Here is a 17022-nt window from a genome sequence, read left to right as displayed (position 1 = left end):
AGTCGGTTTTGGTGCTTTGCTTAAATAAATCTGCAAAAAAGAAATCTTCTGAGAACTCTGTTTTATCTTTATTTGTAACGGACATGTTAGAACGGTTAAACAAGACTCCCAAGTCTCTCGATCCTAAAAATATAACCGAGTTTAATCGGTTTTTGTATTTGTCTTATATTAAAAGTTTTTTCATGCCAGTCGCCTATGAGCTGGCAGCAAGTTATGATGAACAATTGGTTTTGCTCCAGAGCTCAAAACTCGGAGTAATCAGATTTGCTCATTATATTGCTGACTGCAGTAGCATTATTTTGCGAAAGACAGATGGTATTGAAACTCTTTTTAGTCAGAAAGAATATCCATTAGATAAGACTCCCTTAAAATCATTCTTTGTCTTAGCAGCAATTACTCAATCGGGAAAAATTAAGACCAATAAACAACTTGAACTAATTTCAGGGCAAGATATATCTATATCAAAATTTATGAGTGCGATGGGGGTACGTCATCAGGTGAAATGCGAAAACACATCGAAGGCGATTAGCTATCAATATTACATTCCTGCAAAAAAGAAAAGTAGCGATATAACCTATGGCAATCGAAATTCGATATTCAATGAAGTAATCGGCAAAGCCTTTTCACTTGTTAAAGCAGATGAAACACCGCAGCAACGTTCGAGTATTATGTTTGCAACATCAGATGATGTTAAAGAATACTTAACGTCACTTGGTGACGATGGGTTTTTAGGCTATATGTCTATTGCTTATTTTGGCGGAAATAAGGCGATTACCATTTATTGTACTCAGTTGGATTTTCAAGATCTTGACATGAGTATGGCTAATTTTGATGGTGTTATTTTTAATCGATGCAATTTTAATAATGCAGATCTTACTAAAGCATCGTTTAATGGATGTGCTATTTTTGATTCCCAATTTAAGGGGACAGTGCTCAATGCAACACAATTTTATAAGTCAAAACTCAGTTTTAGTGATTTGAGCCAAACAAAGTTTGGGGCTGACAATTTATTTTCAAATTCAATAATGCAGTTTGTCAATTTGGAAGGATTAGCTCTGAATAATGCAAATTTTAACTGTGTTGACTTAACCGGAGCGAATCATCTTGAAACCGATTTCAGTGGGGCAAGCACCACTTCGTTGTCTTCTAATGGAAGCATTTCTGTCTCGACTTATCTTTCAGAACAACAGTCTCCTCAAGAGCTGATTCCGATAGCAAATCTTCCTTTTCAACCTTACCTTATCAGCCTGACGAAAAAAGAGCAGAATATAGCCTCGCTAATGACTGTCCTGTTTAGCAATGAATCTATATCGGGACATAGTATTAATAACCTTATTGAGATAGATAGCTCTATACTTTCTATGCTTGCCTATGGGGTACATGCAACAGGAGACAACAAACACATACTAAGTGCAAGTGGACTGTATACGGGAGAAAAAACAAATCGTAAAAATGCGGCAAGTTTCTTTTGGGATACATTAAGCAATATAGAAAAAACAGACATCATTCCTCAGCTAAGCGGCATTGATAAGCCGTTTAATGTGGAGCATGAGAAATTCATTGCAGGCATTAGCGCTAAAAACATCGAACAGATTGATGAATACGCTTCGGTTCTGGCTCAAGAAATTTTTAGCTATGATCGATTTCATTTTACCTCCCTTAAGTTTTATGAGCTAATGCAAGAAGCACTTAATACAAAGGAAAAGAAACCTGCTCCCAATTTTACAGCATTACAAGCGTTTTCTGATCGATTGTATTATCGAGTGAACGATGATGTTTCCAACGCTAATGAACAGTCATGTATCAAGGTGTTTCAACTGTACATGCATACGGCAACTAAATTATGCAAAATTCCTTGTCTGGATTTGCAAGGGGCCTTTTGGATAATACAAGGGTTATCACGAAACATACTGAAACATGTAGATCTATCTGAAGACGATAATAAGTTACTAAAAGGGCTCTTGCAGTGTATTTCTCCTTTTGGGAATTTTTATAATTTGCGCCAACTCATAAGCCAGGAAGGTATTCCTTTTCTGCCTATCATTACAAGAGATATTTTAATGTCTATGAGTGAAAATGGAACAAAATCATACTTGGAACAAATGCTTTCTTTAGGCAGTATTCAACAAGCTCTTCTTCATCAGCAAACATATATTAATAAAAATGAAGAGTTTTCAGTCCAAATGCACCTCACTTCTGATTTTATTTCTACAACGAATAAGATTAGTTCTGGAAAGATTCAGTCATTTATTGACAACGGAGATGCAGAGCAGGCTACGTCATCTAATGAAGCAGTTGAATGTATTTCTCGAAAATCCAATCCAGGTATTGATAATGGCGATACGGATCTGGCTGCATCTAATGGTGCAAAAATTGAAGGAATCTCAAGAACGTCTAACTCAAGATATAAGAGGCGGTTAAGCATAAAAGAATTACCACGATTTTTTGGAAGAAAAGAGGAGGCTTCAAAAGAGGAACCATCAAATGAATTGCAAGTAAAGAACGACGATGCAGGCACTGATCCTAATAAGTTATCTGATGGCGCTACGCTCTAGATTGTGGTGCATTGATCTTAAGTGGATTGACTCTTTCTCTGCTTTGGGCTTAATCATTCATAGAGGCATTAAGGGGGACTGAATCACAGTTTCTGCAACGAAACAATGTGCAATTCCATAACTGACGTGTGAGGCTAGCACTTAGCAGGTGGATGAATACGGGGCAGCTACCTATTGTATTCAGCGCTATAGTTCAAACTCTGGTGTTGCCCCTGTATTTTCGTCAGGCGAATTCTTCGCTGCCGGTTTTAAGAGCAGTAGCAATGGAAGGGCGCACAGTACCAACCACATCATAAAGCGAAAATCTTGTAAATAGGCCAGTGACGCGGCTTGGCGCGTTACTTCGGCATTAAGGAAAGCTAATCCTGCTGTCGTTTTAATATTCATTACTCCTGCTTCACTTGTCAATCGCAGGCCCAAATTATATGGGGTAATAAAATCAACAAAAGCGGCATGATTTGCCTGAATATTTTGCGCCAGTTTGGTCATTACTATTGATATGCCAATACTGCTGCCTATATTTCTCAGCAGGCTGAATAAGGGAGTACCGTCATTGCGGTATTGAACGGGCAAGGTGGCAAACGCCAAGGTAGATAATGGTACGAAAATAAAGCCAAGACCAAAACCCTGGATTACCCCGGTATAGGTAATAGTGTATGCCGTAATGTCCGTATTAAATAAGGTCATTAACCATAACGAATAACTAGTCAGGATTAATCCTCCTAAAATTTGATAGCGGGTATCCACCGTTCTCGACAGTTTGCCTACGATCATCATGGCAAGCATTGTCCCTATTCCTCGGGGTGCAAGAACTAATCCTATATCAATGATAGGGTAGCCTTTCAAGCTTTGTAAATAGGGAGGCAACAAAGCCATTGTTGCCAATAAAATAATACCAATGATGAAAATAAAGGCCAGGCCCACACTGAAATTACGATCTTTAAACATCGCAGGATCTATGAATGGATTTTTACCCGTCAGGATATGGGCTACGAACAGATACAGGCACAAAATAAAGCAGATGCCTTCGATGATAATTTCATTGCTATTAAACCAATCTAATGATTGTCCTCTGTCCAGAAATAATTGCAGTGAGCCAATAGCAATGCTTAAAAAGGCAAAGCCCATCAGATCAAAATGTGATCCCATTTTGAGTTTGGTTTCCTGGAGAAATGTAGTTAATCCTGACCAGGCTAATAAGCCTAAAGGTAAATTTATATAAAATACCCAGCGCCAGCTGTAATATTCCGTTAACCATCCTCCAAGAGAAGGGCCGAGGATTGGGCCTATCATTACTCCCATGCCCCAGATAGCCATTGCTGATCCGTGTTGCTCCGGAGGGTACGTATCTAATAATACTGATTGAGAGATGGGAACCAGACATGCGCCAAAAACACCCTGTAACAGGCGAAACAGGACAATTTGAGCCAGACTTTGGGCGGCACCGCACAGCATTGAGGCAATGGTAAAACCAATCACAGACAGGATAAACAGACGTTTACGCCCAAATCGGTTACTCAGATATCCGGTCAGAGGCATGAATATCGCTGCTGCTACAATATAGGAGGTGAGCACCCAGGAGATCTGTTCTTGCGTTGCCCCCATGGCTCCTTGCATATGCGGCAGGGCAACATTGGCAATAGTAGTATCTAGCGCCTGCATAATGGTTGCCAGCATCACCGATAAAGTAACCCATACTCTACGGGAAGGAGAATACGAATGTAAGGGCTGAGCGCTCAGGGACATTGTTACTCGCTTAAGAATTTTTTTCTGAAGGATGAGGGGATTTCGTGTCTATTTTCACCCACGAGCTTAGTCCTGAGCGTAGTTGAAGTTGATGTTCTTCTGGTTGTAATTTAATTCGTACTGAAACTCTTTGCGCTATTTTTACCCAGTTCCCCGTGGCATTTTGTGCTGGGATAATGGAGAATTCTGAACCTGTGGCGGGGCTGATACTTTCTACGCTGCCTTTCCACTTTGTTCCTGGATACACGTCTATAGTAACGACTACAGATTCACCGGGATGGATATTGGTGAGTTCTTTTTCTGGGAAATTTGCTTCAATCCATGGATTGTTCGCAACCAGAGTCATGGATATCGTCCCGGCAGAAACATACTGGCCGGGTTTAGGAGGAGTGTTAATTATGCCAGAAGCAGGGGCTTTAATTTCGGTATAGGATAGATTCAGTTTCGCCTGATCCAGTTCTGCTTTTGCCATGAGATAGCTTGGATGTTGTTCTATAGGTTTATTTACATTTCCGGCAAGAGATTCTTGCAGGCGTTCTAAATCATGTTCTATCGTTAATACTTGTTGTGCCGCGATTTCTGCTCCTTCTTTTGCTTCATCAAGATTAGAAGCTGAAGTGAAATGTTTTGCTGCTAAATCAGTTTGTCGTTTCTCGTTCAGTAAGGAAAAATTGTATTTGGTTTTTGCCAGCGCAATTTCTGCTTGTTTTGCATGATATCCAGCTTTAAGCGCAAGCAAATCAAGTCGCACCTGGTCCAGATGTGATTGAGCACGAATCAGGGCGACCTGATATGGTGCTGGGTCCAGTTTATATAAAATCTGATCTTTCACTACGTGCTGGTTTTCCTGAGCCAGAGTATCTAGTACCATTCCTGATATCTGGGGGCTAATAGGTATTTTATCTGCTTTAACGTATGCATTATCGGTTTCAACGTAGCGCCCACTCATTAAATAGATTATTGCGCCAATAAAGATAAGTGAGAGGGGTATTACAATCAGAAGAACAAAACGTTTTATCCTGTTTTGAGTCCCAGATTCGTGTAGGGCGGGCATGGCTGCATTTTTTAACGGGGGATCTTGTAGGTCATTCACTTTTTAATCCTTAAATATCGTGGGGCTGAATATCTGGAATTCACAACGATTGGCAGTTATATATACTCTGAATCTGATGTATCATTTATGACTTTTATAATAACAGGTTTTTTATGCAATTCACTGAAAAATTAAATACCCCCGGGGAACATTTTTTATTACTCAATGGGGGGGCTGGCGAGATTGAAGCCGTATTGACTGTTCCCGATACCATTAAGCACCAGCATGTTGCATTTTTAGGCCATCCCCATTCGCTACAGGGTGGAACTATGAATAATAAAGTAGTGACCACTATGGCGCGTGCGTTTAAAGAATTCGGTATCCCTTCATTACGTTTTAATTTTAGAGGAGTCGGCCAATCCTCAGGGGCTTATGATGCAGGGATAGGTGAAAGTGAGGATATGCTGGGGCTGGTTAGAGCATGGCAGAAAGAGCTGCCTGAACTGAAATTAATTTGTGCCGGTTTTTCTTTTGGTTCTTATGTTGCTTACAGGACTGCTGCACAAGCTGATGCCAGTATTTTAATCACCATTGCGCCTCCCGTTCATCATTATAATTATGCCGAATTTGAGGCGCGTCCTGAATCCTGGCTCATCATTCAAGGCGATGCTGATGAAGTAGTGCCAAGCGATCTGGTTTATGAGTTTGCCCGCCAATCGATGCCAGAGATTGAGGTGGTTACCTTTGCTGATACGGGTCATTTTTTTCATGGAAAATTATTGGATCTGAAGGCCACTTTATTAGAGCATCTGCATGGCTGGATTAAAGCATCATGAATTTAATTGCTCAATATGATGCAGCAATTTTTCGCAATGAAATTGATGATGATGTCAGACAAAGAGAAATTCTGGTGCATATGCAACGGCTTGCTGATGAATTAACTCGATCAAAAAACTCTTGGTTTTCATGGATGCATAAACAATCGATTAAAGGCTTATATATTTATGGTTCAGTAGGAGTTGGCAAAACTTATTTAGTCGATTTATTTTATCAATATGTTGAAGAAAAGAAAAAAGCACGGTTTCATTTCCATCATTTTATGCAACAAATTGATTTTAAATTAAGGCAGTTTCAAGGAAAAAAAGACCCTTTACGGCTGGTTGCAAAAGAGATTGCTCAATCCACGCGCTTATTATGTTTTGATGAGTTTCTGGTACATGATGTTGCCTATGCCATGATTCTGGCTGAGCTATTTAAGGCTTTACAAGCCAATGGCGTGATACTGGTTATCTCTTCGAACACCGCTCCCGATGATTTATATTTAAACGGGGTGCAACGCGCCCGCTTTTTACCTGCGATTGATATTATAAAACGTGAATGTGACGTGCTGCACATTTCTGCTCAAAAAGATTACCGCATCGGTCATCAGCCCTTAATGGATGCTTATTTATGTCCTTTGACCGTTCAAACAGAGCTTGCTATGGAGCGGCAGTTTTCATTACTGGCCAAGGATGTGGCGATTAATGGTTCTATTTCAGTGCAGGGCAGAGATATTCCTTATTTAAAATATGGAGAGGAATCCATTTGGTTTTCATTTGATGTTATTTGCAATTTGCCTCGTAGCCAATTGGATTATCTGGAGCTCGCTGATCGTTTCAATAATATTTTCATCAGTGGTATTCCACGCTTGACTGAAAAGCATACCTTGCAAACCATCATGTTTATTCATTTTATCGATGTAATGTATGACCGAGGGATCAATATCATTATCTCTGCTGAAGTTCCTATCGAAGCGTTGTATGTTGCGGGTGAAATGAAAGAGACTTTTAAACGTACATTGAGCCGATTGATGGAAATGCAATCTGTAGATTATCTAAGTCGTCATCCTCGCCGTATTGTACAGAATATGACATGAACTCCAATATTATTGTAGATTGGTGCCCCATGAGTCTTTTTTCCTTAGAGGAGACCTTGGCTGGGATTGAACTACACCACATGGTGCAGAAAGGACAACAGCATAAAGAATCTGCCAATCAAACTATCAAAGCAGCTTATTATTTAAATACTTTTAAAGGAATGATATAGTTTTTCGATGCTAAGCACCATCGTCTTTACTCTGATGGTTCTTTACTTGCTCCCTTGCACTAATTAAGGACAACCGTGTATCAGAAAAATATAACCATTTTATGTAGTCAAATAATAGTTGGCTTATCCCTGGTATTAAACACCTTGATGGCTCAAGCAGGAGGGCCATTATGGAGTTTTACTCCCATAACGCAAACAGATATCACTATTGCAGGAGACTCTGTTGCTAAAGTTGCATATTACGTTAAGAATAATTCTCATAAAGAAAAAACATTGGTGATGAAACATATCAGCGGTGTACAGCAGATGGCTCCTTGTCGCTTAGCTCCTTCAGGACAGGCAAATGATACCTGTCTCTTAAGATTATTCATTCGTGCGAATCAATTGCCTAGCGAGGGAGTTAAAGATGGTTTGGCTATGTGTCAAGCCAACGCCAATGGCAGTCCAAATCCTAATCAATGTTATCAACCTGTTGATAATAATTTGAACATCAGGGTAAGTGGAATAATTATCGCGACTCCTCCAGGACTAACATTCCCGATCAATAATAATGGCACTATCACCATTCATCAGGCCGTTACAGCTCAGGCATTGCATAATATTAAAGCCATAATTCCTGCCGGAAGCGCGATTAATGTAACTAATAATTGCCCAGATATTTTAGAGCCTGATACGACGTGTACGATGGATTTTTCCAGTCCAGTACCCGAAGGCCCAACTGCTATAGCAATTAAGGGCATTAACACGAATAGTCTTAACATTAATGTAACCGCAACGTCCTCCACCACGGCTTCATTAAATACGCTCTATCGCACGTACACCTTAACGGCCAAGGACATTTTAACCCGCGAGCGTGGCGTAACTGAAAACAGTTGTATCAGTCATGGGAGTACATGGGATTCGGGGAATGGATTGTGTGAATCAAAGTCCCGGGTTATTAATATTACTAATTTTGGTTCTGCTACTGCGCAAAATGTCACTTATAGCATCTCACCGAGCCTTCCCAGCGGCACTATTGTGACTCCGGCCAGTTGTGGTGATATTGCACCCAATGATACTTGCTCACTAACCATTACTCCGGGCAGCACACCAACAAGTCCTCCTGGTACTGAGCCCACACCCAGCACTTTGACTGTAACGGGTGACAATGTAACCTCACCACTTGATATCTCAATTACCGTTTTAACCTATGGTAATATTGTTCAGGGCGGCTATTTGTTTGATATCGAAGACGTTCCGGGGCCAGCGGAGATTGTTGGAAAAGTAATGACAGACAGTAACGCGCATGGACCCATGCAATGGGGGCCATTAATTGAGGTTGGAGGCATCAATGAAAACAGCCATGCTGGCCCTAATTCCTGCAATGGCTCTTCCAATGGACAATGTAATACCACACGTATTATGAATGCCAATTTAAATCCTCCCCTGGCTGCTGCGGTTTGCGAGTATTATTCCACTCGCTCTGGTAATTATCGCTATATTGATTGGTATCTACCGTCGATCTGTGAAATGGGATATGATATTTCTTCATATGGTACTAATTGTGGTAGCCCTACTGCGCCCGCACAGCAAAATATCCAATCCAATTTAGTTGCTTTTAATAATATAAATTTGCTCGCTGGTTACTTCTGGAGTTCTACTGAATCAAATTATATCTTGGGCAATCCTAAAGATGATGCATGGACACAATTCTTTAATCCAACACCGAATCAATTGTCAACTCCGAAAAGCTTTTCAACTTTGGCAGGAATACGTTGCGTACGGGCTTTCTAAGAGCCAGCTGGGAAATCCCATTTGATGCCGCGAGAGCCCTATACTAAAGAGAAGGGCTCTCATAAATCATAGCAGCAAGGACACGGAACTCATATCGCAGTGATTTAACGGACAAACAGTGACAATTGATAAAACCCCATCTGCCGCCAGAGAAGGATAGAGGCAGACCAAAGACGACCGATCTTCGCAAAGTAGTGAATACTCTCCTGTATATGCTGTGTACAGGATGTCAGCGCGACTTGCCCCTGAAATCCCCCCAAATCAACGGTCTATGATTATTTAAATGCATGGAAAAAAGATGGTACTCTGGATGAAATAAACAGGATATTGCGCGAGCAGATACGGATAAGAGCAGGGCGTAAACGTCTCCCCAACACCTCAATTATTGACAGCCAAACCAGCAAAACAGCTTCAGTCTCAGAATCTACAGGTTATGATGGGTTTTGGTATGCTCAATAAAATGACGTCATTGAGAATGCCTGCAAGTTATAGAGCCGTCTGAACTTTGTGAAGGTAGACACTGCCTAGGGTTAAGAAGCAAAGCCGGATGGTTCATAACATTAAAGCCGAACATGAGTTAACCACATGATTAATAAGTTTATTTGATCAGGAACATATTGACAAATTAGGTGAATAAGTGAAATATTTACCCATCTAAATGATTATAAACAATACAGGAAGTAATTTATGTTCACAAAGATAGAAAAAACCCCTTTTGCAAAAGAAAAAGATTTTTCCCCTCTTCGAGCTGCTCTTGAAAAAATAGAAAATAAAGTTAAAGACTTACCCAAGGGAAATACTAAAAAAGCTATTTTAGAAAATATTTTAAGCCAATGTAAAATCTATATTAACGATTATAATACTAGTTTAAAAAAAACTGGTGCAGAAGAAGTTTGTAAAGACTTGATTAAAGCCAATCTATTATGTGATTTATGCCTTTTGTTTCTGCGCATACCCCAAACTGACATTGCAACTCTTAATACAGATAGAAGTATTATGACGGCAACTTTTAAACTTAGTACATACGCAACATCGGTTATAGGAAGCAGTGTAGTAGGAGGAATGTTTGGAGGACCTTTAGGTCTTTTTGCCGGAGTATTCGTTGGACATAAATCAGGGCGAGCGTTGGTAGGCGTCAAAACAACTGATTCTATTAATATTTTATTAGAACTTATAGAATCCACACATAAAAGTTTCAAAAATGACGTGAATACATATGGTTTAAACGTGTTAGAAGAGAACTCTGTTCCTGAAATCATATGGGAGGAGTCTAATGTTAAATCAGTCCCACTATCCTGGCGCCCAACACTGTGTTTAACTTTTAAAGAAGGCCAAAAATTAAATTGTAGATTTTTACTCCACAACGAAGAACTAAATATAATTGTTAATCCTTATCTTAAAATTGATGAAATTGCCATGATTAGCAAATTACAAAAAATACCCGCCGAGTCTAAGCTTGAAAACGTGTTAAAAATAGCCTGTTTGAAAGCATTGAACGCTCAACTTCTTGCACAAAGTTTACATGAGGAATCAAATGCTTTAACAAGCGTGTCACCAGTAGGCTTTGTTTCTTAGCTCAATAATAGACCATCATAAGCTAGGGTTCACAAATTAATGATATGCTCTGCACTCAATCGCTGCGAGCCATGGAGGCTCTCAGCAACATATTGATACAGAAAAAGATTTAAAATTGCTGAATACAGCGGGTGTCGTAACTTTGGGCTTGAAAATCGAAAAAAACCTGGCCCGAAGACAACGTAAAAATTGTGTAGTATTGCCCCGTCGGAGAAGAGCTCCAATAAGTGAGACCATTAGTAATTCCTCCAAATTTACACGAAGTCTTAGGGCATAGTATTCGATAGAATGTAATTACTTCCTCTATGACGGGAAGGTACCATTCAGGGCCGATGTCCCGACAACGTTGGGCGGCACAATACTGAGGGTATTGCATACAGGTAGGACTATTAACAATCAAGTCGGTATTGATTTTTCCATCGAAACCAGTTCCATTTACGTTTACTGCACTATGCAACCAGTAACTTTTAAATCCCAGGGAGCTGTCAGCTACAATTTTACCGTTAACGCCATTCGACTCAAATACCAACCCATTAAGGTATGAAAAAGCAATCAATGCCTGGTTGTTTCCTGTTATTGCAATAGTACATGGGATATAGGGAGTATTAGAACTTAACTCTAGTATGCAACTGGATCCCGGAGCTAGATTTACGCATCCAGCATCATTGACAATCAAGTTAGGACAGGCTGGATTGTCAATAACTGTAAAGGATGTTACAGGGCCTCCGATAGTGTCATAGGATAGATTCAACGATAGTGATGCGCCTGACACTGGTACAACACGGTCTTGTGGTTCAGGTGAAGTAATGCTTGCATGAGCTTGGTTGGTAACTATGGTATTTATATGTTGAGTATTAGTATTACTGCCTTCTATCGTAATTGTCGCTGGGACTTCAGGTGCGCCTGCAAGAAAGGTAATTGTGCAGCTATGGCCTATTGCAAGGCTTGAACCACAAGTACTGTTGGCTACGCTAATAGCACTATTGCTGGGAATGTTGGCTATTATATTTTCTGCTGCTGTGCGGGAACCTATTCTATTTTTTACAATGACATCAAATTTTTGATGTTCAAAAACGTACACTGTTGCTGGCGTCACGGTGAGTAGCGCCGGTGGTGTAACAGCCTGCACCGCAACATTTGCCGTATTTGTGTTGCTGCCTTTAATTGCTATATTAGTGAGTTCCTGTTCTGTTGTTGCAGTAAAAGTAACAGTACAGCTTGCTCCAACTGCAAGATTTAATCCACATGTAGTGCTTATAATGCTTATGTTCCCACTAAAGTTTGGTATATGTAGATTATGAGAGGCTTCTTTGGATAACGCACTGTTCGTTATAGTAATTACTCCAGTACCTTCAACAGGAATGGTTAATACTGATGGGTGTACATTAATCAGAGTATTGACCGCTGAACCTCGTTTAATATCTAAACTATGGGTGCCATTTGGTGTATAGCATTGATTTGCGTTGGGATTACCATTTGAGTTCGTTTGACATACTCGAGGACCTCCCTTAACGCCCTCTAAAATCAATTTACTGCCGTTAATAGCAATATTTAAAATACAGAAGTCATCGACAGCTCCTTCAGGTGCTACGTGACACGGAGTCGTTTGAGTTATGCCATCTACTGGCCAAAGGGCAAGGGTTCTAAACGCGTTAGTGTTATTTTTAACTCGATATTGTATCGTTCCCTCGGCGTTTTCTGGAACGGTTTGGGCCCATTCACTTCCGGGTATGGGTACAATAGCCCAAAGAGATTTTCCGGCCTGTGCTGTAGTCCCGATTAACAAGAATAGAATACAGGCTAATATTTTGTTGACTAATAGATATTTGAACTTTATTTGCATAACTTATCCTTAGAGCTTATCTGGAAAATCCGATTTTAATGGTGAGAACCCTATACTGAAAACAAGGGCTCGCGGAAATTATAACAGAAACTAAATCGACTGTTGAATCTGCAAAAATAGATTTGTCGAATTCTAGGCGCAAAGAAACTCAATGACAGTGGAGTTCTTTTCTTTGGTCGATTGAAATTGGCTTCTTCGGTGCTGGGCTAGTTTTTCATGTATCGGCCAACGGTGACTGCAAAGAGATTTCTGATGCTCCTCATGAATGCGATGACGTTCTGCGCCCCTGCAGGTAATTTAAAGAGAAAGGAACATTTTTTATTCAAATGAGAATGATTCTCGATATCATTTATGGTAAAATATGTTTATTAAATTATTTTTATTATCCTATGATGAATATTTCTGAATTAATGCGCGGAGATAGAGCTCGATTAGTTGATTTTGGTGCAACCGATTTGCAATACAGAAGACGCCTTTTGTCTCTGGGGGTAACTCGTGGTGTTGAGTTTTCTGTAGTACGAATCGCTCCTTTAGGCTGTCCGGTACAGATTGACGTTAGAGGTACCTCTTTAACTCTTCGCAAAGAAGAAGCGAGTCAATTAATATTGGAGCGTCTATGACTCACATTTTATTAGTAGGAAACCCCAATTGCGGTAAAACTACCTTGTTTAATTCATTAACGGGTGATAATCAGCGGGTTGGAAATTGGCCTGGAGTTACCGTTGAAAAGAAAACCGGTATGTTGTCGCTGGACGGCCAGTCTATTGAAGTAACTGATTTGCCCGGGGTGTATTCTCTGATTGCCAATGCACAGGGAATGAGTCAGGACGAGCAAATTGCTGCTCAATCCATAGTGAGCCTGGACGCTGATTGCATTATTAATGTAATCGATGCCAGTCATCTTGAGCGACATTTATATTTAACCAGTCAAATTCTGGAGTTAGGGAAACCGGTAATTGTAGCGCTTAATATGATGGATATCGCACAGCAACGTGGCATTTCTATTAATATTAACGCATTGGAACAGCAACTAGGTTGCCCAGTTATTCCAGTGCAAGCGCATAAAAATCAAGGCATTCCAGAATTACAACAAGCATTTTTAACTATTCCAGAACACAGAACCCCTTTAGCACTGTCTTTACCATTGGACGTACAAGAGGCATTAAATAATCTGGAAACCAGGTTGATTCAGCAAGGCTACAACCAATCGCTCGCGTATTATTATTCGCGTCGAATGGCGGAAGGTGACTCGTTAATTGGGCAAGAGCCTCTGCAAACTGAATGGGAGCAGTCCTATAATGCGTTAAGTATTGATGTCTTATTAGCTGATGCTCGTTATCAGAGCATCCACCAGATTGTTTTGGCTGTTCAACAAAAGCGCAGTGATGCGAGTGAACATTTTACTGCAAAATTAGACAGGATAGTGCTGCATCGCTTTTTCGCACTGCCTATCTTTTTTGTCATGATGTATTTGATGTTTTTATTTGCCATCAATATTGGAGGAGCGTTTCAGGATTTCTTTGATATTGGAACTGATACCATTTTTGTTCAAGGTAGTGCCTGGTTACTGCAACAAGTACACGCACCCAATTGGTTCATTGCACTAATAGCTAATGGAGTAGGTAAAGGCATTAATACTACGTTAACCTTTATCCCTGTTATTGCATCCATGTTTTTCTTCTTATCTTTACTCGAAACCTCGGGTTATATGGCCAGAGCCGCTTTTGTTGTTGATAAAGCGATGCGGGCTATGGGGCTTCCTGGAAAATCGTTTGTTCCTATGATAGTTGGATTTGGTTGTAACGTGCCAGCTATTATGGCGGCTCGAACTCTTGACTCAGAACGCGATCGCTTATTAACTGTCATGATGAGTCCGTTCATGTCCTGCAGTGCGCGTTTGGCGATTTATGCTGTCTTTGTTGCCGCATTTTTTCCCACAGGGGGCCAGAACGTGGTGTTCTCCTTATACTTGATTGGTATCTTAATGGCCGTTTTAACGGGCTTGATTTTACGAAAAACGACGTTAAGAGGTCATGCATCACCATTGATTCTGGAATTACCTGCTTACCATAAACCTGCCTTCAAGCGTTTGATGCGCGAAACGATGATGCGCCTTAAATTTTTTGTATTCCGTGCTGGAAAATTAATCATCCCTATTTGCGTTGTCCTTGGTGGATTGAATGCCATTACCTTGGGTGGGGGGATTAACTCTGGTGAAGCCAGTACTGAATCTTTGCTTTCTGTAGTAGGGCAGTGGATAACGCCATTGTTTTCTCCTATGGGAATACACCAGGATAATTGGCCGGCAACGGTTGGTTTGTTAACTGGAATGTTAGCAAAAGAAGTTGTCGTTGGGACGCTGAATACTTTATATGCTCAGGTGGGTCATTTAGGCGAAATTGCCGCAGCTCAGTTCGATTTTTGGGCTGGAATTAAAGCTGCATTTTGGTCTATACCAGACAATCTGTCTCACTTAGGTTCTGCGCTGTGGAACCCGGTTTTAGCCAGTGCTGCTGATAGTGACGTATCAAAAACAGTTTATGGAATGATGGCACAGCGTTTTGATGGTCAAGCAGGTGCCTATGCTTATTTACTGTTTGTTCTACTGTATATCCCCTGTGTGTCTACTATGGCGGTAATACGACAGGAGGCAAACAAGCAGTTGATGTGGACGTCAGTAATATGGTCTTTTATTGTCGCCTATGCCGCTGCAGTGGTGTTTTATCAACTGGCTAAATTTTTTGAGCATCCGCAACAGAGCGTTTTATGGATAGGTGCTATGTTGACGAGCATCGTTCTGGTTATTGCTGTATTTAGATACAGTGGAGAATACGTGGAGAAGCATGGTGCTGTTACAAATTCGTGAATATATTGGCCGGCAGGGTATTGTCAGCACACAGCAATTGACCCGAGAATTTAACCTGGATCTGTCGGCGTTACAACCGATGCTGGATATTTGGCTTAATAAAGGCGTCATTAAACGATGTCAGGAGAGTGCTGGTTGTCGAAGTGCCTGCTTTAAATGTCGTACCCCACCGGAATATTATCAATATCTTCTTTGAGCCTTAAAATCACCAGAGAAACTCTTTTTATAGATAAATTTGAATTTAAGAGTATAATTTTACGGGTTTTTTACCGTTATTCGTGTAATCATTCGTGCTCATTATTCAATTTTGGGCTAATATAAAATTATCTGATTTAAACTTGGGTAAACAAATGACTGACTCTGAGAATAAAGAGAATCAAGGTTTTGTGACGGAAATCAGTCTTGATCAGCGCAAATTGGAGTTTGAAGCGGATTTAAATAATCCTATAACCTTGATGGAACGTGTTTACCAGATTTGGTGGCATTGGGCTGATTTCCATCTTTATGTGACTTCTCCTCATATAGACAGTATTTTGCCTCCAATTATTATTAAGCCAGAATACATCGCCAATACCGATGAGTTAGAGTTTGTTTATGATATTCACGATTTTGGTTCCAGATTATCTACATCGAAAAGTGCTGATATGTTTGAAGCAGGGATGTCAATGTGTAAATTATTTTACACGATAGAAAAGATGATCAGCATCCTTGTGGAGCGATTAAAATCAGGGGGGGTTACAGCTGAGGATGAAGTTCAAGTCGCTTTTGGCGGGCATGAACTATCCCAACGAAAGGCTTTTGAATCAATTATCAATTTAAGCTATAACGTTGTCGTAACGAACTTCGAGCCTGGGCAATGGGGAGAGCGTTATCTGCAAAATGTGAAACGAATTGCAGATAAAGGTTATGGCTATCCTTCTGAAGCTCCTCGTGATACGTATAAGCAGACACACAGTTCTTCTTCGGCAGGAATTAAACGTTAAGTTTCCTGCTGCATGTTCTAATGCTTTAATTCCTCAGTCTGCTTCTGTTTTGATAAAATCTGACCTGGTCCATTGATTCAGGAGCATATAGCTGGCTTTAAAGTAAAAAATAGCCATGAAGAAGGACGGTAAAAAACAAAGAATGCGTAATACGATTTGTTTATTAGACAGCGTTTCTTTAGTTAAGGTGGTTAATTTAAACCGCCAGGCACGCATCCCTAATGTTTGACCTCCAAAGCGCATTGAGCTCTGATAATAAATAAATGCCGTGAACATCAGTGTGCACTGATACCAAAGGGTTCCTGGTGCTATAGCATGATGATGGTTAAATGGCAGCATCAATGCTGTTACTGTAAAAAATAAAACCGAAAGAATCATTGCATCATAAAATAATGCAGCCAGGTATCTCATAAAAAACATTGTCTAAGCCTTCATTATGATTTTAGCTATGTATCGCTGACGTACTTTTGGCAATCAGAGCCAAACAATCTATATATAATTTACTGATATCTAAACCATTATAATGTTGCATCGGTACTTCTTCCCATTGCCCCTTTTCATAG

15 protein-coding genes are annotated in these 17022 nt (G+C 40.3%); 11 read left to right on the top strand and 4 right to left on the bottom strand.

Annotated features, from left to right (window positions below):
• The coding region (locus Q0495_RS02660) for a RasGEF domain-containing protein (RefSeq protein ID WP_298622741.1) at positions 1-2555 on the top strand (2555 nt) is incomplete at its 5' end.
• Between the two features lie 186 nt (positions 2556-2741).
• Here Q0495_RS02660 and Q0495_RS02655 read toward each other — a convergent pair.
• Both Q0495_RS02655 and Q0495_RS02650 read right to left on the bottom strand, forming a co-directional pair.
• Positions 2742-4301, bottom strand: a complete 1560-nt coding sequence (locus Q0495_RS02655) for a DHA2 family efflux MFS transporter permease subunit (RefSeq protein ID WP_298622739.1) — start codon at positions 4299-4301, stop codon at positions 2742-2744.
• Positions 4302-4311: 10 nt separating this feature from the next.
• Positions 4312-5394: an HlyD family secretion protein gene (locus tag Q0495_RS02650; RefSeq protein WP_298622736.1), complete on the bottom strand. Its 1083-nt coding sequence runs from the start codon at positions 5392-5394 to the stop codon at positions 4312-4314.
• A 113-nt stretch (positions 5395-5507) separates the two neighbouring features.
• Here Q0495_RS02650 and Q0495_RS02645 point away from each other — a divergent pair, with 113 nt between their 5' ends.
• From Q0495_RS02645 to Q0495_RS02625, 6 genes are all read left to right on the top strand, one after another.
• On the top strand, positions 5508-6170 hold the full coding sequence (locus tag Q0495_RS02645; RefSeq protein ID WP_298622734.1) for an alpha/beta hydrolase: 663 nt from the start codon (positions 5508-5510) through the stop codon (positions 6168-6170).
• Positions 6167-7249, top strand: coding sequence for a cell division protein ZapE (gene zapE / locus Q0495_RS02640; protein WP_298622733.1), 1083 nt, complete (start codon positions 6167-6169; stop codon positions 7247-7249). The genes Q0495_RS02645 and zapE overlap by 4 nt, the downstream gene beginning before the upstream one ends.
• A complete protein-coding gene (locus tag Q0495_RS02635; protein ID WP_298622732.1) occupies positions 7246-7419 on the top strand; it encodes a hypothetical protein in 174 nt (57 codons plus the stop codon). Before zapE ends, Q0495_RS02635 begins: the two co-directional genes overlap by 4 nt.
• A gap of 75 nt (positions 7420-7494) precedes the next feature.
• On the top strand, positions 7495-9192 hold the full coding sequence (locus tag Q0495_RS02630) for a hypothetical protein (protein ID WP_298622731.1): 1698 nt from the start codon (positions 7495-7497) through the stop codon (positions 9190-9192).
• Between the two features lie 125 nt (positions 9193-9317).
• The gene (locus Q0495_RS16790; RefSeq protein WP_367274367.1) at positions 9318-9467 is read left to right on the top strand and encodes a transposase; all 150 of its coding nucleotides are present in this window, start codon (positions 9318-9320) and stop codon (positions 9465-9467) included.
• A 412-nt stretch (positions 9468-9879) separates the two neighbouring features.
• The gene (locus tag Q0495_RS02625) at positions 9880-10767 is read left to right on the top strand and encodes a hypothetical protein (protein ID WP_298622729.1); all 888 of its coding nucleotides are present in this window, start codon (positions 9880-9882) and stop codon (positions 10765-10767) included.
• A gap of 109 nt (positions 10768-10876) precedes the next feature.
• Here the strand turns inward: Q0495_RS02625 and Q0495_RS02620 are convergent, their stop codons facing one another.
• Positions 10877-12610: a hypothetical protein gene (locus Q0495_RS02620; protein WP_298622727.1), complete on the bottom strand. Its 1734-nt coding sequence runs from the start codon at positions 12608-12610 to the stop codon at positions 10877-10879.
• A gap of 392 nt (positions 12611-13002) precedes the next feature.
• On the opposite strand from Q0495_RS02620, the gene Q0495_RS02615 reads away from it, so the two are divergent.
• From Q0495_RS02615 to Q0495_RS02600, 4 genes are all read left to right on the top strand, one after another.
• Entirely contained in the window at positions 13003-13230 is a 228-nt protein-coding gene (locus tag Q0495_RS02615) for a ferrous iron transport protein A (RefSeq protein WP_367274369.1), read from the top strand.
• Positions 13227-15476, top strand: a complete 2250-nt coding sequence (gene feoB, locus Q0495_RS02610) for a Fe(2+) transporter permease subunit FeoB (RefSeq protein ID WP_298622724.1) — start codon at positions 13227-13229, stop codon at positions 15474-15476. The genes Q0495_RS02615 and feoB overlap by 4 nt, the downstream gene beginning before the upstream one ends.
• On the top strand, positions 15457-15672 hold the full coding sequence (locus Q0495_RS02605; protein ID WP_298622743.1) for a FeoC-like transcriptional regulator: 216 nt from the start codon (positions 15457-15459) through the stop codon (positions 15670-15672). The genes feoB and Q0495_RS02605 overlap by 20 nt, the downstream gene beginning before the upstream one ends.
• Positions 15673-15826: 154 nt before the next feature.
• The gene (locus Q0495_RS02600; protein WP_298622722.1) at positions 15827-16459 is read left to right on the top strand and encodes a virulence factor; all 633 of its coding nucleotides are present in this window, start codon (positions 15827-15829) and stop codon (positions 16457-16459) included.
• 33 nt (positions 16460-16492) lie between these two features.
• Here Q0495_RS02600 and Q0495_RS02595 read toward each other — a convergent pair whose 3' ends face one another.
• Complete coding sequence (locus Q0495_RS02595) at positions 16493-16879, bottom strand: RDD family protein (RefSeq protein ID WP_298622720.1); 387 nt, start codon at positions 16877-16879, stop codon at positions 16493-16495.
• Between the last annotated feature and the right edge of the window lie 143 nt (positions 16880-17022).

The sequence above is a fragment of the uncultured Legionella sp. genome (genome assembly GCF_937871865.1).
Classification (GTDB): Bacteria; Pseudomonadota; Gammaproteobacteria; order Legionellales; family Legionellaceae; genus Legionella.
The sequence above is the reverse complement of the archived record's forward strand: the minus strand, read 5'-3'. Positions and strand labels throughout refer to the sequence as shown.

Bases quoted from the DNA above. Each gene is read 5' to 3' on its own strand.
- Q0495_RS02655 (WP_298622739.1), bottom strand. From the start codon at position 4,301: ATGTCCCTGAGCGCTCAGCCCTTACATTCGTATTCTCCTTCCCGTAGA.
- Q0495_RS02645 (WP_298622734.1), top strand. From the start codon at position 5,508: ATGCAATTCACTGAAAAATTAAATACCCCCGGGGAACATTTTTTATTA.
- zapE (WP_298622733.1), top strand. From the start codon at position 6,167: ATGAATTTAATTGCTCAATATGATGCAGCAATTTTTCGCAATGAAATT.
- Q0495_RS02635 (WP_298622732.1), top strand. From the start codon at position 7,246: ATGAACTCCAATATTATTGTAGATTGGTGCCCCATGAGTCTTTTTTCC.
- Q0495_RS02625 (WP_298622729.1), top strand. From the start codon at position 9,880: ATGTTCACAAAGATAGAAAAAACCCCTTTTGCAAAAGAAAAAGATTTT.
- Q0495_RS02620 (WP_298622727.1), bottom strand. From the start codon at position 12,610: ATGCAAATAAAGTTCAAATATCTATTAGTCAACAAAATATTAGCCTGT.
- Q0495_RS02615 (WP_367274369.1), top strand. From the start codon at position 13,003: ATGAATATTTCTGAATTAATGCGCGGAGATAGAGCTCGATTAGTTGAT.
- feoB (WP_298622724.1), top strand. From the start codon at position 13,227: ATGACTCACATTTTATTAGTAGGAAACCCCAATTGCGGTAAAACTACC.
- Q0495_RS02600 (WP_298622722.1), top strand. From the start codon at position 15,827: ATGACTGACTCTGAGAATAAAGAGAATCAAGGTTTTGTGACGGAAATC.
- Q0495_RS02595 (WP_298622720.1), bottom strand. From the start codon at position 16,879: ATGTTTTTTATGAGATACCTGGCTGCATTATTTTATGATGCAATGATT.